This is a genomic window from Allorhizocola rhizosphaerae (assembly GCF_003426775.1).
GTDB classification, from domain to species: Bacteria; Actinomycetota; Actinomycetes; order Mycobacteriales; family Micromonosporaceae; genus Allorhizocola; species Allorhizocola rhizosphaerae.
The window spans coordinates 16,913-39,621 of record NZ_QJUG01000005.1; the positions used below are offsets into that span (position 1 = coordinate 16,913).

A 22,709-nucleotide genomic window follows, 5' to 3' on the forward strand; every position below is an offset into this window, starting at 1 on the left:
GACCACCGTGGCGTCACCGCTGAGCGTGCCTTCGACCTTGCCGGTGGCGCCGATGAGGTAGCGGGCCACCTTTTCGGCGCCGATGATCGGCCGCAGCGCGGCCTGCTTGACGCCGCCGCCATCGCTTACCAGGACGACCTCGGGGGCGAGCACGCGCAGGAGGCCTCAGGTAGTCGTATCCGACCGTCCCGCTGGTCGCCAACGTCACGCTGCGCTCGGCCGGGTCGATCCGGGTCACGGTGTCGACCACCAGCCGGACGCCGCCGGCCAGGATCTCCGCGTAGTCGACGACCGCGTCGTGCGACCCACCCACCAGTTGGTGCAGGCGGATCCGCTCGACGAAGGCCGGGCGTGGGTTGATCAGGGTCACTGTCACGTCGTCGCGCTGCGTCAGGCGATTGGCGGCCATGACGCCGGCGTATCCGCCACCGATCACGACCACATCGGTGTTCTCAGCCATGGTGTCTCCCTCGGTTCCTGGGCGTTCGGCCTCAAGACACCACGGGATCGATCGCGCGTGACAGCGCGTGAGACAGGTCACTACACGCCATATGGGAAGGCGACGTCGCGTCGGGCAGGCGATCGGACACCTTCGCAATGACACAGTCCAAAAAGGACCGTAGGCGGCACTGCCGCATGCGGGAACGGCGAAGGGCAGGTCTGCGATAGAGGGGCCGCTACAGGTCGAGGTCTTCGATCCGTTGCGCCGTGGCCGCCTGCCGGATCCAGCCGCCGAGCCGATCGAGGTCGGTGCAGCCCTCGATTTCGGCGCGGATCCTGTCGGGCACGTCGATGCCGCGCGCGTCCAGGATGGCCAGGACGGCTTCGGCCTCACCTTGCGCCTTGCCCCGTGCCTCGCCCTGCGCCTCGCCCTCGCTGAAGTATCGGCGGGCGAACTCGCTCTGGTACCGGTAACCCGCGATGACGGTCATGGACTCCTCCAGGCTGGCCCGGGCCGCCGCCGGCAGCACCGATAGTATGAGGTCAGTGTACAGGTTCGCGTGGTCGCGATCGATTGTGTCGAGCGCTGCGAGCAGCGCGTGGAACACTGGCTGCGGATCCGGGCGGGCGCCGTGGGCCAGCGCGGAGAGCACCGCCAACTCGGGGACGCGGCGGGCCAGGGCGAGGTCGGTGATGACCGGAACCTGTTGCGGGCCAAGCGCCACCGGGGTCAGCACGGACCCGGGCGGCCCGACCGGGATCGGCGCCGCGCACCAGTCGGCGACCGCCTGGACCGGGCACACCACCATCAGCGCCACCGGGCAGCCGAGCCGCGCGTGCAGGGTGGCGACGTAGGCCGGCCAGCTGCGCCGTTTGCGTCCGTCGGTGCGCAACTGCACCTCGATCACGACCGCCAGCACCGTGATCCCCTCGTCGGCCAGTGTCACGACCGCGTCGGCGCGGTATTCGGTCGGGGTGACATCGGTGAGGTCGCCTGCGGAGAGCCGGGCCTCGTCGAAGTCTGGAACCGCAACGTGCAGGGGCCCGCGCAAGAGTTCGGCGGCCAGCACCGGCCGGTCACGGAACATTTCGATGAGGATCTCGTGTAGGTGCGAGGGCATGGTCCGAACGCTACAGAGACCCTCTGACAGTTTGGGCGAAGGTGTTGCGTGCCATGGTTACCAGCCGCGGGCGCGCCACTCCTGCAGCGACGGGCGCTCGGCGCCCAGCGTGGTGTCTTTGCCGTGGCCCGGGTAGACGACGGTCTCGTCGGGCAGGCGGTCGAACACCTTCGCGATGACGCCGTCCAAAAGGGACTCGAAGGCGGCGCCGTCGCCCCAGGTATTGCCGACCCCACCCGGGAACAGGCAGTCGCCCGTGAACAGCTGCGGAGCATGCCGGACGGACGGGTCGCGGTAGAGCAGGGCGATGCTGCCCGGCGTGTGGCCCACCAGGTGAATGGCTTCAAGGCTGATCTGTCCGAACTGGATGGTGTCGCCGTCGTCGACCAAAACGTCGGTGGACACCGGGATCCCGTCGGCGTCAAGGCGGCCGGCGTAGGTGCGCGCGCCGGTGGCGGTCACGATTTCTTGCAGGGCTTGCCAGTGGTCTCCGTGGCGGTGGGTGGTGACCACGGCATCGAGCCGGTCGGAGCATTGGGCCAGCAGCACGGGCGCATCGTTGGCCGCGTCGATGAGCAGCCGTGCCCCGGTCGACCGGCACTCCAACAGATATGCGTTGTTGTCCATGGGGCCGACGGAAGTCTTGGTAATGGCCAGGTTCATGACAGCTCCAGTGGTCCCGATCCGGGCAGGCGGGTCACGAAATCGTGGCCCATCAACTGTGATGGCGTGTAGTAGCCGCCCGCCAACTCCGACGACGAAAGCAAGTGCTGCGCCACGGCGAGCGAGCCCGTGACGGTCAGATCGTATCCGTTGGCCACCTTGATGCGTGCGGTCTTCACGTCGCCCGAAGCGTTGCGCGCCTCGCCCCACACCCAAACCGGCGTGCGCGACCGCGAAGCCGCGTCAGGCCCGGCCACCGAGGCGGCCCGCCGCTGCAACACCTGCTGCAGCACGGTCCGCCGAAGTATGGGACGCAGTAGGTTGGCCCAGCGTAGGCTTCGTGCCCGAGCGGGCGGCGCCGGCACGTACACCTCAATATTCGGTATTCCGGTCGTGAAATAGGCCGTCGCCACGTCACCCCACGGGATGGTGGACGCGGGCTTGGCACCGGCTCCGAAGTCGACGGTCCGCCGCGAAGACCCGAGCGGCACGACCACCAGCTTGCCGTCGCGCCTGACCCGCCCGCCGACACCCAACGACTCCAGCGAGGTCTTCGTCGTCCCGGGCGACATCTTCATCCGCGAGTCGAACCCGAGTGCCAAGTGTGTCGCATCCGGCAACTCGCGCTTCAGGACAGCCGCCACGCAATCTGTTGGTATCACGTCGAAACCAACACCCGGGCAGGCCACGATCCCACGCTCCACAAACGACTCGTGAAGCCCGTGCACCGCCTCGAACACGTCAATCTCACCGGTGATGTCGAGATAGTGCACTCCCGCCGCAAGGCATGCCTCAACGAGAGGCCCGCTCGTCGCCGAAAACGGGCCCGCACAGTGCAGCACCACCGACACGCCATCCAGATCAGCGTCGTCCACCGGGAACACCCGCGACGGCAGGTCCAATTCGGACGCCAGCCGCACGATCGGGTCGTGCGAGCGCCCGGCGAGCACCGCCGGAAGACCGCGCGCCGCCGCCTCCCGAGCGATCAGCTCGCCCGTGTAACCGTTGGCCCCGTAGACAAGGATGCTCATCGCACCTGGTACCCAGAAGCCGATAGAGCCTTTTTCACCTCACCGATCGTCACTTCCCCGAAGTGAAAGACGCTCGCCGCGAGCACGGCATCGGCTCCGGCCTGCACCGCGGGCGGGAAGTCCGACGCCTTTCCGGCGCCGCCGGACGCGATCACGGGCACATCGACCGCCGCCCGCACCTGTTTGATCAATTCAAGATCAAATCCTCCCTTGGTACCGTCGGCGTCCATCGAATTCACGAGGATCTCCCCGGCACCCAGCTCGGCCGCGCGGCGCACCCATTCGATCGCGTCGAGCCCGGCCGGCTTGCGCCCGCCATGCGTGGTGACCTCGAACCCACCGCCCGTCGCCGCCCGGCGGGCATCCAGGGACAACACAAGCACCTGCGACCCGAACCGCTCGGCGATCTCACGAATCAGCTCGGGCCGGGCGATCGCCGCCGTGTTGACCCCCACCTTGTCCGCCCCGGCACGCAGCAGAACGTCCACATCGGACACCGAGCGCACGCCGCCACCCACCGTCAGCGGGATGAACACCGTCTCGGCCGTGCGCCGCACGACCTCCAGCATCGTGCCGCGCCCCTGCGCCGACGCCGACACATCGAGGAACGTGAGCTCGTCGGCGCCCTCGGCGTCGTATCGCGCCGCCAGCTCGACCGGGTCGCCCGCGTCGCGCAGGTTCTCGAAATTGACACCCTTCACCACGCGCCCGTCGTCAACGTCCAGGCACGGGATAACTCTCACGGCGACGCCCATGCGCAAACCCTACTCCGTAGAGCACCCCGCTCACGATGAACACCCCTGCCACCAGGTCCGACGCGTACAGCGGCTCGCCAAGGAACATGGCCGCCGACCCCATCCCGAAAACCGGCACGAGCATCGAAAACGGTGCAACGGTCGCCGCGGGGTACCGCCTGATCAACGCGCCCCACACGGCGAATCCGGCCAGCGTAGAGATGCCCGCGATATAGACCAGCGCCCCGACCCCCGCCCAGTCCACGCGCACCGAGAACTCCTCCAGCCACAGCGACAGGCCAAGCAGCGGCAGCGTGGCCACCGCCGACACCCACACCATGAAGCGGAGCATGTCGGGCGGGGCCGCCTTCCGCATCGCCACATTGGACAGTCCCCACGCCGCCGCGGCCGCGACCACGAGCACGAACGCGCCGTTTCCGCCCCCTATGCGCAGCGCGATGAGTGCGATTCCGAGTCCCGCGACAGCAAGCCCCACCCACTGCCGCACCGACGGGCGCTCCCCGAGCAACCCGATCGCGAACACCGCCGTAAACACGGCCTGGCTCTGCAGCACGAGCGACGACAGCCCAGCGGGCATGCCGGCCGCCATGCCCGCGAACAGGAGCCCGAACTTCACCACACCCAGGATGAACCCCACCGCGATCACCCACCGCCACGGCGTCTGCGGCCGGCCCACGAAGAACACGGCCGGAACGGCCGCGAGCCCGAACCGCAGCGCGCCGAAGAGCAAGGGCGGCATCCGGTCCAGCCCGATGTCGATGGCCACGAAGTTGACTCCCCACGCCGCCATCACGGCCACGGCGAGCGCGATATCCCTGGGTCGCATGCATGCGAGCCTCGCCGGGCCCACTGTTCAGCACCAGCAAATTGGTCTACACCGACCGTGTAGCATCGCTGCATGATCGAGCTGAGCAGGCTGAAGGCCCTCGACGCGCTCGCCCGCTGTGGCACGGTTCACGCGGCCGCCGCCGCCCTGTGCCTCACGCCGAGCGCGATCTCCCAGCAGCTCGCGAAGCTCGAACGCGAGACCGGCACCAAACTGTGCGAAAAAGACGGCCGCGGGCTTCGCCTCACGGACGCCGGCCGGGTCCTCGCCGCGAACGCCGTGGCCATCCTCGACCAGCTGGAGCAGGCCGAGGCGGCGCTGGCCGCCCACCACACCACCGTCTCGGGCCGGGTCACGATCGCGTCGTTCGCGACCGCCTGCCGTGCGCTGCTCCCGCATGCCCTCGCCGCCCTCGGCAACGACCACCCGGCGCTCACCACTTCACTGATCGAGGTGAATCCGTATGAGGCGGTGGCCGCCGTGTCGCGCGGGGCGGCCGACATCGCGGTGCTCGACGACTGGCCCGAGATCGGGCTCGACCTGGCCGGCTTGTCCTATGTGGAGCTGGGCCTGGACATCGCGGACCTCATCGTCCCTTCCGGGCACCGCCTCGCCGCATCGACCACCACCGACCTCGCCCAGGTGCGAGGAGAGCGCTGGATCGCCTCGCCGCCCCACACCATCTGCCACGATTGGCTTTTGCGGGTGCTACCGGGGGTCGCGCCCGACTATCTCGTCGGCGAGTTCGAGACCCAGCTCACGCTCATCGCGGCCGGGCTGGGCGTCGCGCTCATTCCGCGTCTGGCCCGCACCGGCCTGCCCGACGGCGTGACCGCCATCAATGTGGATCCGACGCCCGTGCGGCGGGTGATTGTGGCGTGGCGCAGCTCCTCGGCCGCCCGCCCGGCGATCCGAGCGGCGACCGAGGCGCTGCAAAACGCGTGGGATCAGCGGACTTCCAGCAGGTCCACCACGAAGATGAGGGTCTCGCCCGGCTTGATGGCCGCACCCGCGCCCCGGTTGCCGTAGCCCAGGTGCGGCGGGATGGTCAGCTTGCGCCGCCCGCCGACGCGCATGCCCTGCACGCCCTCGTCCCACCCCTGGATCACACGGCCCGCGCCCAGCGGGAAGGTGAACGGGCTCCCCCGGTTCCATGAGGCGTCGAACTCCTCGCCGGTCGAGTGAGCCACTCCAACGTAATGCACGACGACCTGTCGGCCGGCCGTGGCCTCGGCGCCCGCACCCACCTGAAGGTCCTCGATCTGCAGGTCGGCCGGCGGCGGGCCCTCGGGAAAGTCGATCTCTGGCTTGGAGTTGGTCATCTGATCAGCTTACGGGTTGTCGAACAACGCACTTACCGACTCCCCGTCGTGGATCCGCCGCATGGCCTCTGCCAGCGCCGGTGCGATTGACAAAACCTTCAGCTTTGGTACCACTTCGTCGCGCGCGATCGGGACCGTGTTCGTGCAGACTATCTCCAACACGTCGTCCTGCTCACCGATCCGCCGCAGTGCCCCGTTCGAAAACAGGCCATGCGTGCACGCCACCCGGATCGAGCGGGCGTTGCGCTCGCGAAGCCGGTCCAGCAGCTCGATGAGCGTGCTGCCCTTGACGATTTCATCATCGAGCACGATCACGTCACGTCCCTCTATGTCGCCGATCACCGCGCTGATCTCGACCCGGTCGGCGAACCGCTGTTTGGCGCCGGCCGCCACACTCACGCCGAGCATGCGCGCAAACGCCGCCGCCTCCTTGGCGTTGCCCAGATCCGGGGAGACGACCGTAACGTTGGACAGGTCATACTGCCGGAAGTGCGCGGCCAGCTCGCGCAGCGCGTGCAGATGGTCCACGGGCACGCTGAAAAACCCGTGGATCTGCGGAGAGTGCAGGGTCATCGCCAGCACCCGATGCGCGCCCGCCGTCGCGAGCAGATCGGCCACCAGCCGCCCGCCGATCGAGATGCGCGGCGCGTCCTTCTTGTCGGAGCGCGCATACGAATAGTGCGGTAGCACCACCGTGATGCGGGCGGCGCTCGCGCCCCGGGCGGCGTCGAGCATGAGCAACAATTCGACCAGATGCTCCTGCACCGGCCGGACCAACGGCTGGATCAAAAACACGTCCCGCTCGCGACAATTCGCCTGGAGCTGGACTTCAAGGCAGTCATTGGCGAACCGCTGCACGCGCACGGGATGCAGTGGCGCGCCCAGATGGGCGCAGATTTCTCGGGCTAGCTCGGGATGGGCACTTCCGCTGAAGACCGCGATCTCCTTCACGTGCCCGAACACTACCGCCCCAGCCCCACCGCCCACGGACCGGCCGCCCACCGCCACAAGCCCACAGCACCCCAATCCGCCCAACCACGGCACAGTCGGCCGCCCTCCCACCGAGCACGGCCCACCGCCACAAGCCCACAGCGCACGGAATCCGCCGGAATTTAGCCCACCACCGCCGCGACCCCGGCTCGCTGCAGGTCACGCCCGGCAAAGGCGACCGATCCGGCGGGCGTCTCGTCACACTTGACCGGGCCTAGCCTTCCAAGCCGTCCGGGATCTGCGGTCGACGCCGGCGCGAGAGGCGCACGCCTAAAAGCCCAAGCATGCACTCAAGGTCCTCGAATCGGCGCTAGGGCGGGCGCCGTCGCCATGGCCGCGGTCCGGGCCACGGCCTGGGCGGATGCTCGGCCTGCTCACCTTGGCCACCTCGGTCTATCGACCGAAACCAAAATCTGCCAGATGCGCCCTAGCCGGCAAGCACGGCCAGCGCTTCCTCCACCGTGAACGCGCCCGCATAGAGCGCCTTTCCCGTGATGACGCCCTCGACCCCGACCGGCTCCAGCGTGGCCAACGCCCGCAGATCGTCCAATGTGGACACACCGCCGCTCGCGATAACGGGTGCATCCGTTGCGGCGCACACGTCGCGCAGCAGTTGCAGATTGGGCCCCTGCATCGTGCCGTCCTTGTGGATGTCGGTCACCACATAGCGCGCGCAGCCCGCCTTGTCGAGCCTTTCGAGCACCTCATACAGGTCGCCACCGTCACGTGTCCAGCCCCGCGCCGAAAGCATGCGCCCGCGCACATCCAACCCGACCGCGACCCGATCGCCGAACTCGCCCACGACCCGGTCGCACCACTCCGGATCCTCCAGCGCCGCCGTGCCGATGTTGACCCGCGCCGCACCCGTCGCGAGCGCCCGGCGCAGCGAGTCGTCGTCGCGGATGCCGCCCGACAGCTCGACCTTCACGTCCAGCCGGCCCACGACATCGGCGAGCAGCTCGGCGTTGGACCCGCGCCCGAACGCCGCGTCGAGGTCCACCAGGTGGATCCACTCCGCACCGCGCTCCTGGAAGTCCATGGCCGCGGCGAACGGGTCGCCGTATGACGTCTGCCGGGCCGCGTCGCCCTGCACCAGCCGCACGGCCTGTCCATTCGCGACATCCACCGCGGGAAGCAGCGTGAGCGCCATTTCTACGATCCCCTTCGATCAAAGGCCACGATCACCAACACCGGCAGCGCGAGCATGAACAGCAGGCTGAGCGCCACCTTCAACGCCAACGAGGGCACCACGCTCCAGATGACGACCAGGATCAGCAGCGCCAGCACGCCGACGAACGCCCGCTGCCCAGGCGAGCGCCGCGCGAACAGCCGCCCGGAACTGCGCTGCCGCAACTTCTGCAGCGTCACCCGCCGCCACAACTCCCGCCGCCGCAGCCGTTTCGCCGCCCGTGCCGCCTCCTGCTCGCGCGCGGCCTGCATCCGCAGCTCCCGCTCCGCGCGGCGCTGCTTGCGCACCTTAGCCATGAACGGAGGCCACCCAGTTGCGCAGCAGGGCGGCGCCCACGGCCCCGGACTTCTCCGGGTGGAACTGGGTCACGGCCAGCGGCCCGCGCTCGGCCGCCGCCACGAACGTGGCCGACTCGTGCGTGGACGTGGTCACCAGCGCCACACTGTCCAATTCGGCGTTTGGGGTCACCGCGTAGGAGTGCACGAAGTATGCCCGCGCATCGGCCGCGATCCCCTCGAACAACACGGACGAGGAAGGCGCGTCGAGCAGGTTCCACCCCATGTGCGGCACACGCCGCGCGGCAAGCCGGGTCACGCTGCCGGGCAGCAGGCCCAGCCCCTTGGTCACGACCCCGTGCTCCTCACCCGACTCGAACATGATCTGCATGCCGACGCAGATGCCCAGCACCGGGCGCCCGGCCGCCACCCGCTCGGCGATCACCGGCCCGGCCGCGAGCGCCTCGACGCCCGCCATGCACGCCGCGAACGCGCCCACTCCCGGCACCACGAGCCCATCGCACGCCACCGCAGCGTCCAAATCGGACGTCACCGTGACCGACGCGCCCGTCGCCGCGAGCGCCCGCTCCGCCGAGCGCAGGTTGCCCGACCCGTAATCGAGCACCACCACCGACGTCATAACGCCGCCCCCATAAGCGAAGCCGAACCCAGATTGCCCAACCCGCAATCGAGCACCACCACCGACGTCACAACGCCCCCTTCGTCGAGGGGATCCCGCCACCCACGATGGCCACGGCCTCACGCAACGCCCGCGCGACCGCCTTGAACTGCGCCTCCACCACGTGGTGCGCATCGGGTCGCTGCCCGGGGCGAGCGGCCCGCAAGACGTTGACATGCAAGGTGATTCGCGCCGTGAACCCGAACGACTCGAAGATGTGCCGCGTCATGCTGGTCGGATAGACCGGCCCGATGTATGGCGCGAGGTCCATCGGCTCGTCGTGCACCACGTAGGGCCGCCCCGACAGGTCCACGGCCGCCTGCACGAGCACCTCGTCCATCGGGATCACCGCGTCGCCGTAGCGCCGGATGCCCGCCTTGTCGCCCAGCGCCTGCGCGAACGCCTCGCCCAGTGCGAGCGCCGTGTCCTCCATGGTGTGATGCGCGTCGATCTCAAGGTCGCCCTCGGTGTGCACGGTCAGGTCGAACCCGCCGTGCCGCGCGATTTGATTCAGCATGTGGTCGTAGAACCCGACGCCCGTGCTGATGTCGGCCCGCCCCGTCCCGTCGAGGTCGATCTCCACCTTGACCGACGTCTCCTTGGTGGCCCGCTCGACCCGCCCGACCCTGCTCACGCCAACTCCTTCATCGCCGCGAGAAACGCACTCGTCTCGTCGGGCGTGCCCGCGGTCACCCGCAGCCAGCCGCTCAGCCCGACATCTCGCACCAGCACGCCTCGATCCAGCAACGCCTGCCACACCGCCCGCTGATCCTCGAACCGCCCGAACAACACGAAGTTGGCATCGGAATCGGCCACCGTCAAGCCCATTTCCCGCAGCTCGCGCACGATCCGGTCGCGCTGCGCCTTGAGCTCGTCGACGGTCTCCAGCAGCGCACCGGCATGCGCCAGCGCCGCCCGCGCCGCCGCCTGGGTCAGCGCCGACAGGTGGTAGGGCAGGCGCACCAGCTGCACAGCGTCCACAATGGACGGATCGGCGGCGAAGTAGCCCACCCTGGCTCCCGCGAAGGCGAAAGCCTTGCTCATGGTCCTGGTGACAACCAGTTGGGGGTACCGGTCGAGCAGCGTCAGCGCCGACGCCGTGCCCGGTCGGCGGAACTCCGCGTAGGCCTCGTCGACGACCACGATCCCCTGCCGCTCTTCGAGCACGGCCTGCGCCACGGCCGGGTCGAGCGCCGTGCCCGTCGGATTGTTGGGCGAACACAGGAAGGTCACATGCGGCCGGTGCGCCCGCACCTGCTCCACCACCCGAGAGGCGGTCAACCCGAAGTCGCCGTCGCGCCCGCCGTCGACCCACGTGGTCGCCGTGCCCACCGCGAGCAACGGATGCATCGAATAGGCCGGCCCGAACCCGAGCGCCACCCGCCCCGGCCCCGCGAACGCCTGCAACAGCTGCTGCTGCACCTCATTGGACCCGTTGGCCGCCCACACCCGGTCGGCGCCGAGCCCATGCCCGAGATAGTCCGCCAGATCCTTGCGCAACTCCACCGAGTCGCGATCGGGATAGCGGTTGAGCCCGGTGACCTCGTCGGCGACCGCCTTGGCCACCGCCTGCGCCACATGCGGCGGCAGCGGATAGGAATTTTCGTTGGTGTTCAACCGAACCGGCACGTCGATCTGCGGCGCCCCGTAGGCCGTCAACCCCCGCAACTCCGCGCGCAGCAACTCTCTCACGCCACACCATCCTCGATCAGCGCACCGACGGCCCTCGACCCGCGCAACTCCCTCACGACCGGAACCTCGCAGACACGGCCTGCCCGTGCGCCGGCAGGTCTTCCACATTGGCCAGCGTGACCACGTGATGCGCCACGTCCTTGAGCGCCGCCTCGTCGTATTCAACGATGTGCACGCCGCGCAGGAACGACTGCACGCTCAGCCCGCTGGAGTGCCGGGCACACCCGCCCGTCGGCAGCACGTGGTTGGACCCCGCGCAGTAATCCCCAAGGGACACGGGCGAATAGGGCCCCACGAAGATGGCGCCCGCGCTCGTCACCCGATCGGCGACGGCTCGCGCGTCGCGTGTCTGGATTTCCAGGTGCTCGGCCGCGTAGGCGTTGACCACGGCCAGCCCCTGGTCCAGCGACGACACCAGCACCGTGCCCGATTGCGGCCCGCTCAGCGCGGCCGCGATCCGCTCCATGTGCTTGGTCTGCGCCACCTGCGCCCGCAGCTCCTCGTCCACCGCGTCGGCCAACTCCGCCGACGTCGTCACCAGGACGCTCGCCGCGAGCGGATCATGCTCGGCCTGGCTGACCAGGTCGGCGGCCACGTGCACCGGGTCGGCCGTGTCGTCGGCCAGGATGGCGATCTCGGTCGGCCCGGCCTCGGCGTCGATGCCGACCACGCCGCGCACCAACCGTTTCGCGGCCGTCACCCACACGTTGCCCGGCCCGGTGATCAGGTCGACCGGCGCGCACTCCTCGGTGCCGTAGGCCAGCATCGCGATCGCCTGTGCCCCGCCGACCGCGTAGACCTCCTCCACACCGAGCAGCGCGCAGGCGGCAAGCACGCGCGCGTCGGGCAGGCCCGTCTCCTTCTGCGGCGGGCTGCACACCACGAGCTCCTTGACGCCCGCGACCTGTGCGGGCACCACGTTCATCACGACCGTCGACGGATACATCGCCAATCCGCCGGGCACGTAGAGCCCCACCCGCGACACCGGAATCCACCGCTCGGTCACCGTGCCGCCGGGCACCACCTGGGTGACCACCTCGCGCCGGCGCTGATCCTCGTGGACCTTGCGCACCCGCGCGATCGCCTCCTCAAGCGCGGCCCGCACGTCGGAATCGAGCCCGACATCGGTCACGGGCACCCGGAACCGCTCCAGATCGACCCCGTCGAAGCGCAGTGTGGCCTGGCGCACGGCGGCCGCGCCATGGTCGCGAACCGCCTCGACCAACGGGCGGATCTGCTCGACCGCATGGGACACGTCGAACTGCGCGCGCGGCAGGATGCGTCTCGGATCGGTCGTTTTCCCACGTAGGTCGATGCGGCTCAACACGGGGGAAAGTCTAGTTCGCCGGTCCGACAAAGCCTGGCGAGATGCCCAGCGATTGGGACAGTAGGCTTCGAATGTGACCGGCACGCTTCCCCTGTTCCCCCTCGGGACGGTGCTGTTCCCTGGCCTGGTGCTGCCGCTGCACATCTTCGAGGATCGATGGCGTCAGCTGATCCGGCACCTGCGCGACATGCCCGACGGCACGCCGCGCGAGTTCGGCGTGGTGGCCATCGACCGCGGGCTGGAGGTGCTGCCGCCACCACACAACGGGATCACCACGTCCGAGGTGGTCGTGCACGAGGTCGGCTGCGTCGCGCAGATCCGCCAGATCACCGAGCACGCCGACGGGCGGTTCGACATCGTCACGGTCGGCGCGCGCCGGTTCCGGATCACCGGCTTCCTGCCGACCCCGCAGCCCTACCCCATCGCCGGCGTCGAATATCTGCCCGAGCCGCCCGCCGACGCGGCCGCCATCGAGCTTGCCCCGCGCGTGCTCGCGCGCTTCCGCGAATACCTGAGCGTGCTGCGCGGTGGGGCCGACGATCAGCTCCCGGCCGACCCGGTCGTCCTGTCCCACCTCGTCGCGGCGACCTCCGCGCTGACCGTCGCCGACCGGCAGGCCCTGCTGAGCGCGCCCGACACGGCGACCCGCCTGCTCGCCGAGCTCAAGCTGCTGGCCCGCGAGACGGCCCTGCTGGCGGAGATCCGGGCGGTTCCGGCCACCCTGGCCCAGCTTGGCCCGGCTCCGACGATGAACTAGGCGGCGTGTGGCCGGGCCACGGCTGGTGCCAGCCCTGCGCGGGATCGGGCGGCGGCACGGGCAATTGCGACGCTTCCGCCATCGCCTCGTATTCCTCCTCCTCCCGGCGCCGCAGGCTCGGCCAACGTGACCACCCGGCGAGCACCGCATAGCTGATGACCGCACCGAGCGCGGGCACGAGCAGGTCGCCGCCCCGCGTGGTCACGCACTGATCCGTATATGGCACACACGTCTTCGTGCTTGTCGCCGACAGTTCCGGCGGCCGCTGCACGATCGCGTCCATGGGCGCCGCGGCTAGCCGCTCCTCGTATCCGGACGCGCCGATCTGCGTGCCCACAACCCAGGCCAGAAACCCCGCCCCGACCGCGCCCACGGTGACCGCGAACAGCTGGATCGGCCCGCGCCACGCCCGCGCGATCACCCACACCGCCACCGAGACCACGATCCCGAAGATCAACCCGAGGATGGCGAACCACCCGTCCTGTGCCACCTGCTGCTCGGGGTCGGGGGCGATGTAGGCCAGCCCACCCTGAACCTTCCTCAGGGGCAGTGGCGGCGCCACGAGGTACCAGATGAATCCAAGAAGAACCCCGAGGATGGCTGTGGCGAGTGCCACCACCAGCCCGAAGATCAGCTCACGGCCCCTATCACGGCGCATCCGTAGATCGTATGCGGTGGGGCTGTCGCCGGACCCGGCGCCCATGGCCTAGGGTTGGCCAACATGGGGAGCCGGTCTTTCGTACACCTGCACGTGCACACCGAGTACTCCATGTTGGACGGTGCGGCCCGGCTGAAGTCGCTGTTCTCCGAGACCGCGCGGCTGGGCATGCCCGCCCTGGCGATGACCGACCACGGCAATATGTATGGCGCCTACGACTTCTACAAGCAGGCGGTCGGCGCGGGCGTCAAACCCATCATCGGCGTAGAGAGTTACTTGACGCCTAACACGTCCCGGTTTGAGCGCACTCGCGTGCGCTGGGCGGAGGGCGGCGAAAACGACGTTTCCGGTGGCGGCGCATACACGCACATGACGATGCTCGCGGCCGACGCCGACGGGCTGCGCAACCTGTTCCGGATGCAGTCGCTGTCGAGCCTGGAGGGCTATTTCTACAAGCCGCGCGCCGACCGTGAGCTCCTGCACACCTACGGCAAGGGACTGATCACCACGACCGGGTGCCCGTCCGGTGAGATCCAGACCTGGCTGCGCATCGGCGACTTCGAGAAGGCGTGCGCATCGGCCGGAGAGTTCCAAGACATCTTCGGGGCGGACAACTTCTACCTCGAACTGATGGACCACGGCCTGAGCATCGAGACTCGGGTCCGCCAGGATCTACTCAGGCTGGGCAAGCGTCTGGGGCTCAAACCGGTGGCCACCAACGACTTGCACTACACGTTCGCCGGCGACGCCGACGCGCACGAGGTGCTGCTGTGCGTCCAAAGTGGATCGACTCTGGCCGATCCGAAGCGGTTCAAGTTCGACGCGCGCGACTTCTATCTCAAGTCGCCCGACGAGATGCGGGCGCTGTGGGACGCCGAGGTGCCGGGCGCGTGCGACAACACCCTGGAGATCGCCGAGCGGATCGGTGACTACAAAGAGGTGTTCGCGTCCCGCGACCTGATGCCCTCTTTCCCCGTACCAGAAGGATATTCGGAAGAGACCTGGTTGAGAGAGGAAGTCCACCGCGGCCTTCGGGAGCGTTTCCCCGGCGGCGTTCCGGAGGACAGACTACGCCAGGCCGACTACGAGCTCGACGTCATCTGCAAGATGGGCTTCCCCGGCTACTTCCTCGTCGTGGCCGACCTGTGCGCGTACGCGCGCAAGGAGGGCATCCGGGTCGGGCCGGGCCGCGGTTCGGCGGCTGGCGCGCTGATCGCCTACGCGCTGCGCATCACCGAGCTCGATCCGATGGCGCACGGCCTGCTGTTCGAGCGGTTCCTCAACCCCGAGCGCGTGTCGATGCCCGACATCGACATGGACTTTGACGAGCGTCGGCGCGGCGACATGATCCGTTACGCCACCGAGCGGTGGGGCGAGGAGCGGGTCGCGCAGATCATCACGTACGGCACCATCAAGGCCAAGGCCGCCATCAAAGACGCGGCCCGCGTGCTTGGCTACCCGTTTGCCATAGGCGACAAGATAACCAAGGCGATGCCCCCGCCCGTGATGGGCAAGGACATCCCGCTGAGCGGGATCTTCGACGCCAACCACCCGCGCTATCCCGAAGCGGTCGAATTCCGCGCGCTCTACGAGTCCGACGCCGACACCAAGAAGGTGGTCGACACCGCCAAGGGGCTCGAAGGCCTTAAGCGCCAATGGGGTGTGCACGCGGCCGGCGTGATCCTGTCCGGCGAGCCGCTGATGGACGTGCTGCCCATCATGAAGCGCGAGCAGGACGGCGCCATCATCACCCAGTGGGACATGGGCGCATGCGAGTCCATCGGCCTGCTCAAGATGGACTTCCTGGGCCTGCGCAACCTCACCGTGATGGACGACTGCCTGGAAGGCATCAAGGCCAACCGCGAGAAAGACCTTGTGCTGGAAGAGCTTCCGCTCGACGACAAGCCCACCTACGAGCTGCTGGCCCGCGGTGACACCCTCGGGGTGTTCCAATTGGACGGTGGGCCGATGCGCTCGCTGCTGCGCTCGATGGTGCCCGACAACTTCGAAGACATCTCGGCCGTGCTCGCGCTCTATCGCCCCGGCCCGATGGGCGCCAACGCGCACAACGACTATGCCGACCGCAAGAACAACCGCAAACCCGTTGTGCCCATTCACAAAGAGCTTGAGGAGCCGCTGTCCGAGATCCTGGGCGACACCTACGGCCTTATCGTCTACCAGGAGCAGGTCATGGCGATCGCGCAGAAGCTCGCGGGCTACTCGCTGGGCGCCGCCGACCTGCTCCGGCGCGCGATGGGCAAGAAGAAGAAGGAGATTCTCGACAAGGAATACATCCCGTTCTCCGAGGGCATGCGCAGCAACGGTTATTCCGACGAGGCGATCAAAACCCTTTGGGATATCCTGGTACCGTTCTCGGACTACGCCTTCAACAAGGCGCACACCGCCGGTTACGGTCTGGTCTCCTACTGGACGGCCTATCTCAAGGCCAACTATCCGGCCGAATACATGGCCGCGCTGCTCACCAGCGTCGGCGATGACAAGGACAAGTCCGCGGTCTACCTGGCCGAGTGCCGCCGCATGGGCATCAAGGTGCTGCCGCCCGACGTCAACGCCTCGCGCGCCCGCTTCTCGGCCGTGGGCGACGACATCCGGTTCGGCCTCGCCGCCGTGCGCAACGTGGGCGCCAACGTCGTGGAGGCGATCGTCCGCGCCCGCAAGGAAAAGGGCGCCTTCACCGACTTCTACGACTTCCTGCGCAAGGTCGATGCCGTGGCGTGCAACAAGCGCACCATCGAGTCGCTCATCAAGGCCGGCGCGTTCGACTCGCTCGGCCACACCCGCAAGGGTCTGCTGTCCGTGCACGCCGATGCCATCGACTCCTACATGGACGTCAAGCGCAACGAGGCGGTCGGCCAGTTCGACCTGTTCGGGTCCTTCTTCGGCGAGGAAAACGGTGGCGTGGCCGCACCCAGCGTCATCACCAACCCGCCCATCCCAACCAGCGAGTGGGACAAGTCCGACCTGCTCATGTTCGAGCGCGAGATGCTCGGCCTCTACGTCTCCGACCACCCGCTCTTCGGCCTCGAACGCCTGCTGTCCAACGCCGCCGACATGTCCATCGCCGCTCTGTCGGAGGAGGGCAACGTGCCCGACGGCGCGGTGGTCAACCTCGCCGGCATCCTGTCCGGTGTGCAGCGCCGGATCACCAAGCAGGGCAAGGCGTGGGCATCGGCCACATTGGAGGATCTGGACGGCGCGGTCGAAGTCCTGTTCTTCCCCAACACTTATGAGCTAATCGGGCAATACATCGCCGAGGACGCGATCGTCGTGGTCAAGGGCCGGGTCGACCGGCGCGACGACCAGGCGCGCGTCATGGCGATGGACATGTCGCTGCCCGACACCAACGTCAGCGCCAGCGACGAGGCTCCGATCGTGGTGACCCTGCAGGCGACCCGCTGCACCCCGCCGATCGTCAACAAGCTCAGCGATGTGCTCAAGCAACATCCTGGCCAGGTCGAGGTTCATCTGCGGTTGATGGTGGGCCCTAAATCCACCCTGTACCGCCTCGGCCCGCAGCGCGTCGACGCCAGCACCGCCCTCATGGCCGACCTCAAGGCCCTGCTGGGCGCGGGAGCCGTCGGCTTCGGCCGCTGACCGCCCGGCCGTTGCGGTCGTCTCCCGCCTCGCTACGGGCTTGCCGGCCTTTCACATCGCGGTGCGTTGGGAGCGAGAAGCAGGGTGACCATGCCGACGACGAAGGACATCACGCCGAGCAGGGCGGCCTGGACAGTGTCATGGAAAACATGGCCCATAGAGTAGGGCCATGGCGCACTACAGCAGGATCTCTCAAATCGTGATCGACGTGCCGGGCGGCCTGCACGCTCGCGAGGTCGAGTTCTGGCAGGCCGCCACGGGCAGCCCGCACAAGCGGCACGAGCGCTTCCCGGAGTTTCACAGCGCCATGCTGCCGGGCGACGACATGGGCCTGCTGATCCAGCATCTACAGGAGGGCGAGAGCCGCGTCCACGTCGACATCCACACCGACGACGTGGAGGCCGAGGTCGCACGGCTGGAAGCGCTTGGCGCGCAACGTGTCCAGCAGGTGAACCACTGGTGGGTCATGCGCGACCCGGCGGGGCTGCCGTTCTGCGTCCTCCCGGACACCACCGAGGCCATGCAGGCGCACAACGCCCAACTCTGGGAATGAGCACCGGCCAGGTCACTCGGGGCAGCCTGGACAGGCCGTTCAGTCGATACGGGCCATCCGGCCCGATCGCCATGATGTACCGGTGACGGCGGTGTCGAGAACGATCTATCTGGCGCGTAAAGGCCTTACGGAGTTGCCAGAGGAAGTTCCCGACGCCAGCTATGCCGAGGCTCTCGTGCTCTACGGCAATTCGCTACGCCGGTTGCCGCCGGCCATCGGAAGGCTGCGCAACCTGCGCCGCCTGGATCTTTCCGGGAACGATCTGACCGCCCTTCCCCCGGAGATCGGCCGACTTTTCCAGCTTCGCGAGCTGGATCTGGGCGGCAACGCCCTCACCGAGCTGCCGTCCGAGTTGGGTTCGCTTCGCCAGCTGGAGCTGCTCGACCTGCGCGAGAACCGGCTCACCACACTGCCCGCCTCGCTCGCGCCATTGCTGGAGACAGGGCAGCTGACCTTGCGACTGCACGGCAATCCGCTGGCCGAACCGATTCTCGATCTTTGGCGGCGCGGTGGCGCGCAACTGGCCGCATATCTGCGGAGTCTTGGCGACGGCATCCCGCAGTACGAGGCCAAGGTCCTGCTCGTCGGGGAGGGCAATGTGGGCAAGACCTCGCTGGTGGCCGCGCTGCGGCGGGAGGAGTTCGTCAACGGGAGGCCGACGACGCACGGCATCCAGATTCGCGAGCTGACCGTCCCCCATCCCCGCCTCGACGTCGACATGGTCCTTCGCGCCTGGGATTTCGGCGGCCAGGAGGTCTATCGGGTCACCCATCAGTTCTTCTTCAGCCGACACGCCATCTACCTCGTTGTATGGCACGCCCGGGAGGGGCAGGAGCAAAACGAGGTCGAGGCGTGGCTGCGCCGCATCCGGCTGCGTACCGGATCGGATGCGATCGCTTTCGTGGTGGCCACCCATGCCGCCGAGCGCCAACCGGAGCTCGACTATCCGCGGCTGAAATCGGAGTTCGGCGCCCTGCTGGCGGGCGAGTTCGCGGTGGACAGCCGGACCGGCGCGGGCCTGGCGCGACTGCGGTCGGCCGTGGCGCAATTCGGCTCGCAGCTACCGCAGATGGGGCAGATCTTCAGCACGCGGTGGGCGGCCGCACGGGATGCGGTGATGTCCATCGCCGGTGAGCGACCGCAGGTGACGTTCGACGAGTTCGAAAAGCTGTGCTTGGCCGCCAGAGTGGGCGAGAACGAGGTGTCCTCCTTCGCCGAACTGCTGCACGAACTCGGCCAGATCATTTATTACGGCGACGATGACGGGCTTCGGGACATCGTCGTGCTCAATCCCGAGTGGCTGACCCGTGCGATCAGTTACGTGCTGGAGGATGCGAAAGTGCGCGCCAACGGGGGCGTGCTGGACCATCTGGATCTGCGCATGATTTGGGGGCAGAACGCCGAGCTCGGGCAGTACGACGTCACCCATTATCCGTTCTTCTTGCGGCTCATGGAGAAGTTCGACGTCTCCTATCGGCTGGTGCATGACCACCACCGCAGCCTCGTGGCCCAGCTGGTTCCGTTCGAACGGCCACCGTTGCCGTGGGAGCCGTCCGACCCTGTCGCCGACGGCAAACGGGTCCTGCGCCTCGTCTGCGAGCTGGGCGAACCGGCACCACCGGGCCTGGTGGCCTGGCTGACGGTCCGCCACCATGACGCGACCACCAGCAGGCATTGGCGGCACGGCGTGTTCCTGCGCCACCCGATCGAGGAGTACGACTCCGAGGCGCTTGTCGAGCTCAAAGGAGACCGGACGCTGGCGATAGAGGTGCGGGCGCCGTCCCCCGATCTGTTCTTCAACGTGCTGCGCGACAGCGTCGAGGGGCTCATTGCCAGGCGGTGGCCGGGCCTGCCGTTCGCGCTTCACGTGCCGTGCCCGGTTGCCGGGTGCACGGGCCGGTTCCCGCTCGAAGGGCTGCTCCGCTACCGCGAAAGGGCAAGCACCGCAAGAAATGCCGGGAGGAGCACAGCATCCGGCGTCGTCGTGGGGGCGGAGCGGTTCGAGCTGACCTACCCCTGCCTGAACTGCCAGCGTGATCACGACGTCAACGAACTGCTCACGGGCTTCTCGCTGCACCCTGGCCCGCTGAGCGAACGGCTCGACCTGCTCGCCGACCAGATCGGCAACATGCGCGACGGCGTGGAACGCCTCGCCGTGCAGGCGGGGATCTCGGCCGCGTACGCCGCCGACACCGCCAATCACCTGCGGCAATTGATCACAGCGGCCGGCCAAGAGGTGGTCGACTGTCCGCGGCTGTTCACGATCACCAAGGGCCGCTACACCGGCTTGAACCTGAAGCGGTTGAAGTTCGGATTCAGGCCGATCGAGGTGACACTCTGGTGCGAGCATCCCGGTTCCTGGCATCCGGTACCAGAAGCGCGCTACACGGTCGAACGCCGGGAACAATGGCTGGCCGCCATCGGCCCCTACCTCATCGTGACCCTCAAAGCGCTCAAGCTCTTGGTACCCATCACGATCTCCGTCGGCGAGATGACCGCGGCCGGGATCGCCGACATACGCAAGCAGCTCGACCTCATGGCGACGATCGTCGATCGCCTGCCGGTGCCGCAGGAGCCCCAGGCCGACCTCGCCCAGGCGTCAACCACGGCGCCGGGCTCGCTGACCCCCGCGGAGGGCAGCGCGCTGCGCGGCTTCCGGACGTTTCTGTTCGCCCAGGATCCCGCACGTCACTTCGGTGGCCTGTCCCGCCTCATGACCCCGACCGGGGAGTACATCTGGATCTGCACGGCTCACCGGCACCTGCACGACCCCGGCCTGCCGGAGATCCCGGAGACCTGAGCGGCACGCATCGCGGCCGAACACGAGCGGTCAGAGGTTGGCCATCATGGTCGCGGCCGCCGTGACCCACGCCCGCTTCGTGGTCGGCTGAAGCTGCGCGTAGTCGATTGAAGAACCGGTCTCCAGCGACGGGTCGAACGGCACGGTCACAACCGCCCGCGTGCGCGATGCGAAGTGCCGGCGCAGATCTTCCAGCATGGGCGAATGGCCGGGCATCGCGGACGACAGCACGGTCACCGCGTTGTTGGCGATCTCGCCGAGGCCTGTCTCGTGCAGCAGGTCGATCATCCAGTCGGCGGTGAAGGCCGCGTCCTCGCGCGGCACCGACGTGATAACCAGCTGATCGCACGCGCGCAGCACGGTCTGCCAGTTGGCGCTCTCCACGTTGTTGCCCGTGTCCACGCAGATGACGTCGTGGGTGCGGGACAGCAGCTCCAGCACCCGGCGCACCGTGTGCTGGTCGAGCCGCTGGGCGAAGCGCGGATTCTCTTCTCCCGCAAGCACATCGTAGGTCCCGTCCGACGCGTGCCGCAGGTAGTCGTCGAGCCGCTCGGCGACCTGGTGCCCCGCAAGTCCTTCCAGCTCAGCGAGATCGCGCAGCAGGTGCCGGATCGTGCGCGCGTGCCGGGCACTGCCCGCGCGCAACCCCAACGTGCCGCGCAGCTCGTTGTCGTCCCACGCGATCACGCCCCGCCCACGGGCCCCACCGATCGTCGCTGCCGCGAGCACGGTCGCGGTGGTCTTGTGCACCCCTCCCTTGGGGTTGGCGAAGGCCAGGATCTTCGGGCTGCGCAGCTCGCGCCGCAAAATGGCGTATTCCTGCTCCAGTTCGGACGGTGCCTGCGCGGGACGCCAGTCGTATTGCCCCGGCACCTGCGGCGCCGCGGGCGACTGCGGGATGCGGGCGCGGTCGAGCAGCAGGCGCCATCGCGGCGTTGGTTCGCCCTGCCAGCGCCGGTCCACCGCTGCGCCTCCCCACCTCATGTCGTCGAGTCACCACCCTATGCGTTCGCGAGAGCCGCAGCCATCCCTACTTAAGACCCATACGGGCCTATCTGAGGGTTCAACGACGCGGTTCGATGCTAGGCATTGGTGAAGCGGATACCACTGGTGAGACGCTCGGAACAACACTCGATGGGGTGGGCTTCGGCGACGCCGGACGGGGTGTCGGCGACTGCGGCGGGGCCGGTGCGGACGATGGCACGATGTCCTGCTGTTCGGGCAGCGGCGCAAGGAAGACCGCCTGGTCGAGGCGCAACACCTCGGGCGCGGGGTCGACCGCGCGCACCTCAGGCCGGGCCGCGATCTGATCGAGCGCCGCCGGCGTCGCGCGCACCACGGCCGCGTACACACAACTGCATCCGCTGCGGTAGGCAGCCGCCTCGGCCGCGGCCGTCGCCGCGCCCACCAGATAGGTCTGCCGCAACCTGCCTTCGGCCTCGACGGTTTCGCTCAGTTTCGCCGCGAGCCCCTTGAACTCGTTGGCCTCGGCTTCCTTGCGCGTCGCCACCTTCTGCATGCCCGCGAAGACGTCGTCGGGCAGGCGGAACGCCGGGATCTTCACGATCTGGGTCTGCGCGTTGGGCAGCTGGACCCGAGCATAGACCTCGGCCACCGAGACCCCGCCAAGCACCGGCGTGAGCCGATCGGCGGCCAGATAGGTGCGCAGGCTCACCAGGGCGTAGGTCTCGGCCGGCGCCGCCGGGCCGGTCTGCGTGAGCAGCGTCTTGAGCTCGCTGCGGCTGGTCGCCAGATAGGTGGGGATGGATTGACCCTGCGCCACTCCCACGTGGACGACCGGTTTGGCCGCGGGCGCCCGGCCGCCGGGTGCCTTGCTGTGGCTGGCCCACACCACGGTCACGAGCACGGCCGCGGATCCGGCCAGCGCCAGCGCGGTGATGACACGCAACCGCCAGCGCCCGGAACGGCCCCAGCCCGCGACCCGAGCCAGACCGCGCCCGAGCCGAGGCACGATTACCTCGTCCAGATGCCGCAAGACGCCCCTCATGACGTTC

General features: G+C 68.5%; 22 protein-coding genes. 5 read left to right on the forward strand and 17 right to left on the reverse strand.

The features are described 5' to 3' along the window. Positions 1 to 13: 13 nt before the first annotated feature. The 6 genes from DM816_RS01775 to DM816_RS01800 form a co-directional block, all read right to left on the reverse strand. Entirely contained in the window at positions 14 to 460 is a 447-nt protein-coding gene (locus DM816_RS01775; protein WP_246001442.1) for an FAD-dependent oxidoreductase, read from the reverse strand. A 217-nt stretch (positions 461 to 677) separates the two neighbouring features. Beyond that, positions 678 to 1,562 (reverse strand): hypothetical protein, encoded by an 885-nt coding sequence (locus DM816_RS01780; protein ID WP_117208266.1) that lies wholly within the window; start codon positions 1,560 to 1,562, stop codon positions 678 to 680. A 57-nt stretch (positions 1,563 to 1,619) separates the two neighbouring features. After that, complete coding sequence (locus DM816_RS01785) at positions 1,620 to 2,225, reverse strand: MBL fold metallo-hydrolase (protein ID WP_117208267.1); 606 nt, start codon at positions 2,223 to 2,225, stop codon at positions 1,620 to 1,622. Beyond that, on the reverse strand, positions 2,222 to 3,256 hold the full coding sequence (locus tag DM816_RS01790) for a saccharopine dehydrogenase family protein (protein WP_117208268.1): 1,035 nt from the start codon (positions 3,254 to 3,256) through the stop codon (positions 2,222 to 2,224). The genes DM816_RS01785 and DM816_RS01790 overlap by 4 nt, the downstream gene beginning before the upstream one ends. Further along, on the reverse strand, positions 3,253 to 4,011 hold the full coding sequence (gene hisF / locus DM816_RS01795; protein WP_117208269.1) for an imidazole glycerol phosphate synthase subunit HisF: 759 nt from the start codon (positions 4,009 to 4,011) through the stop codon (positions 3,253 to 3,255). The genes DM816_RS01790 and hisF overlap by 4 nt, the downstream gene beginning before the upstream one ends. Beyond that, on the reverse strand, positions 3,971 to 4,837 hold the full coding sequence (locus DM816_RS01800) for an EamA family transporter (RefSeq protein ID WP_117208270.1): 867 nt from the start codon (positions 4,835 to 4,837) through the stop codon (positions 3,971 to 3,973). The genes hisF and DM816_RS01800 overlap by 41 nt, the downstream gene beginning before the upstream one ends. 72 nt (positions 4,838 to 4,909) lie before the next feature. On the opposite strand from DM816_RS01800, the gene DM816_RS01805 reads away from it, so the two are divergent. Further along, positions 4,910 to 5,866, forward strand: coding sequence for a LysR family transcriptional regulator (locus tag DM816_RS01805; protein ID WP_117208271.1), 957 nt, complete (start codon positions 4,910 to 4,912; stop codon positions 5,864 to 5,866). Here DM816_RS01805 and DM816_RS01810 read toward each other — a convergent pair. The 8 genes from DM816_RS01810 to hisD form a co-directional block, all read right to left on the reverse strand. Beyond that, positions 5,785 to 6,159: an FKBP-type peptidyl-prolyl cis-trans isomerase gene (locus DM816_RS01810; protein WP_117208272.1), complete on the reverse strand. Its 375-nt coding sequence runs from the start codon at positions 6,157 to 6,159 to the stop codon at positions 5,785 to 5,787. The two genes, DM816_RS01805 and DM816_RS01810, sit on opposite strands and share 82 nt — an antisense overlap. A gap of 9 nt (positions 6,160 to 6,168) precedes the next feature. Next, a complete protein-coding gene (locus tag DM816_RS01815) occupies positions 6,169 to 7,110 on the reverse strand; it encodes a ribose-phosphate diphosphokinase (RefSeq protein WP_117208314.1) in 942 nt (313 codons plus the stop codon). 466 nt (positions 7,111 to 7,576) lie between these two features. Further along, positions 7,577 to 8,299: a bifunctional 1-(5-phosphoribosyl)-5-((5-phosphoribosylamino)methylideneamino)imidazole-4-carboxamide isomerase/phosphoribosylanthranilate isomerase PriA gene (priA, locus tag DM816_RS01820; protein WP_117208273.1), complete on the reverse strand. Its 723-nt coding sequence runs from the start codon at positions 8,297 to 8,299 to the stop codon at positions 7,577 to 7,579. 2 nt (positions 8,300 to 8,301) lie between these two features. Next, positions 8,302 to 8,634, reverse strand: coding sequence for a hypothetical protein (locus DM816_RS01825; protein ID WP_162907006.1), 333 nt, complete (start codon positions 8,632 to 8,634; stop codon positions 8,302 to 8,304). Beyond that, a complete protein-coding gene (gene hisH, locus DM816_RS01830; protein WP_117208275.1) occupies positions 8,627 to 9,253 on the reverse strand; it encodes an imidazole glycerol phosphate synthase subunit HisH in 627 nt (208 codons plus the stop codon). Before hisH ends, DM816_RS01825 begins: the two co-directional genes overlap by 8 nt. Before the next feature lie 67 nt (positions 9,254 to 9,320). After that, a complete protein-coding gene (gene hisB / locus DM816_RS01835) occupies positions 9,321 to 9,926 on the reverse strand; it encodes an imidazoleglycerol-phosphate dehydratase HisB (protein ID WP_117208276.1) in 606 nt (201 codons plus the stop codon). Beyond that, complete coding sequence (locus DM816_RS01840) at positions 9,923 to 10,984, reverse strand: histidinol-phosphate transaminase (protein ID WP_246001444.1); 1,062 nt, start codon at positions 10,982 to 10,984, stop codon at positions 9,923 to 9,925. Before DM816_RS01840 ends, hisB begins: the two co-directional genes overlap by 4 nt. A 52-nt stretch (positions 10,985 to 11,036) precedes the next feature. Further along, complete coding sequence (gene hisD, locus DM816_RS01845) at positions 11,037 to 12,311, reverse strand: histidinol dehydrogenase (protein WP_117208278.1); 1,275 nt, start codon at positions 12,309 to 12,311, stop codon at positions 11,037 to 11,039. A 73-nt stretch (positions 12,312 to 12,384) separates the two neighbouring features. Between hisD and DM816_RS01850 the strand changes: the two genes are divergently transcribed. Next, positions 12,385 to 13,068 carry an LON peptidase substrate-binding domain-containing protein gene (locus tag DM816_RS01850; RefSeq protein WP_117208279.1) on the forward strand — a complete coding sequence of 228 codons (684 nt, stop codon included), beginning with the start codon at positions 12,385 to 12,387 and terminating at the stop codon, positions 13,066 to 13,068. Here the strand turns inward: DM816_RS01850 and DM816_RS01855 are convergent. Continuing rightward, positions 12,974 to 13,726 (reverse strand): DUF2567 domain-containing protein, encoded by a 753-nt coding sequence (locus DM816_RS01855; RefSeq protein ID WP_162907007.1) that lies wholly within the window; start codon positions 13,724 to 13,726, stop codon positions 12,974 to 12,976. The two genes, DM816_RS01850 and DM816_RS01855, sit on opposite strands and share 95 nt — an antisense overlap. 63 nt (positions 13,727 to 13,789) lie before the next feature. On the opposite strand from DM816_RS01855, the gene dnaE reads away from it, so the two are divergent. The 3 genes from dnaE to DM816_RS01870 all read left to right on the forward strand — a co-directional run bounded on the left by dnaE (position 13,790) and on the right by DM816_RS01870 (position 20,694). Then, positions 13,790 to 17,341, forward strand: a complete 3,552-nt coding sequence (gene dnaE, locus DM816_RS01860; RefSeq protein ID WP_117208315.1) for a DNA polymerase III subunit alpha — start codon at positions 13,790 to 13,792, stop codon at positions 17,339 to 17,341. A gap of 169 nt (positions 17,342 to 17,510) precedes the next feature. Continuing rightward, positions 17,511 to 17,894, forward strand: coding sequence for a VOC family protein (locus tag DM816_RS01865; RefSeq protein ID WP_117208281.1), 384 nt, complete (start codon positions 17,511 to 17,513; stop codon positions 17,892 to 17,894). Positions 17,895 to 17,976: 82 nt separating this feature from the next. Continuing rightward, positions 17,977 to 20,694 (forward strand): COR domain-containing protein, encoded by a 2,718-nt coding sequence (locus tag DM816_RS01870; RefSeq protein WP_117208282.1) that lies wholly within the window; start codon positions 17,977 to 17,979, stop codon positions 20,692 to 20,694. A gap of 30 nt (positions 20,695 to 20,724) precedes the next feature. On the opposite strand, the gene DM816_RS01875 is transcribed toward DM816_RS01870, so the two are convergent. Together DM816_RS01875 and DM816_RS01880 are read right to left on the reverse strand one after the other, a co-directional pair. Then, a complete protein-coding gene (locus tag DM816_RS01875) occupies positions 20,725 to 21,678 on the reverse strand; it encodes a MinD/ParA family ATP-binding protein (protein WP_425455202.1) in 954 nt (317 codons plus the stop codon). 79 nt (positions 21,679 to 21,757) lie between these two features. Then, positions 21,758 to 22,702 carry a hypothetical protein gene (locus tag DM816_RS01880; RefSeq protein WP_117208284.1) on the reverse strand — a complete coding sequence of 315 codons (945 nt, stop codon included), beginning with the start codon at positions 22,700 to 22,702 and terminating at the stop codon, positions 21,758 to 21,760. Between the last annotated feature and the right edge of the window lie 7 nt (positions 22,703 to 22,709).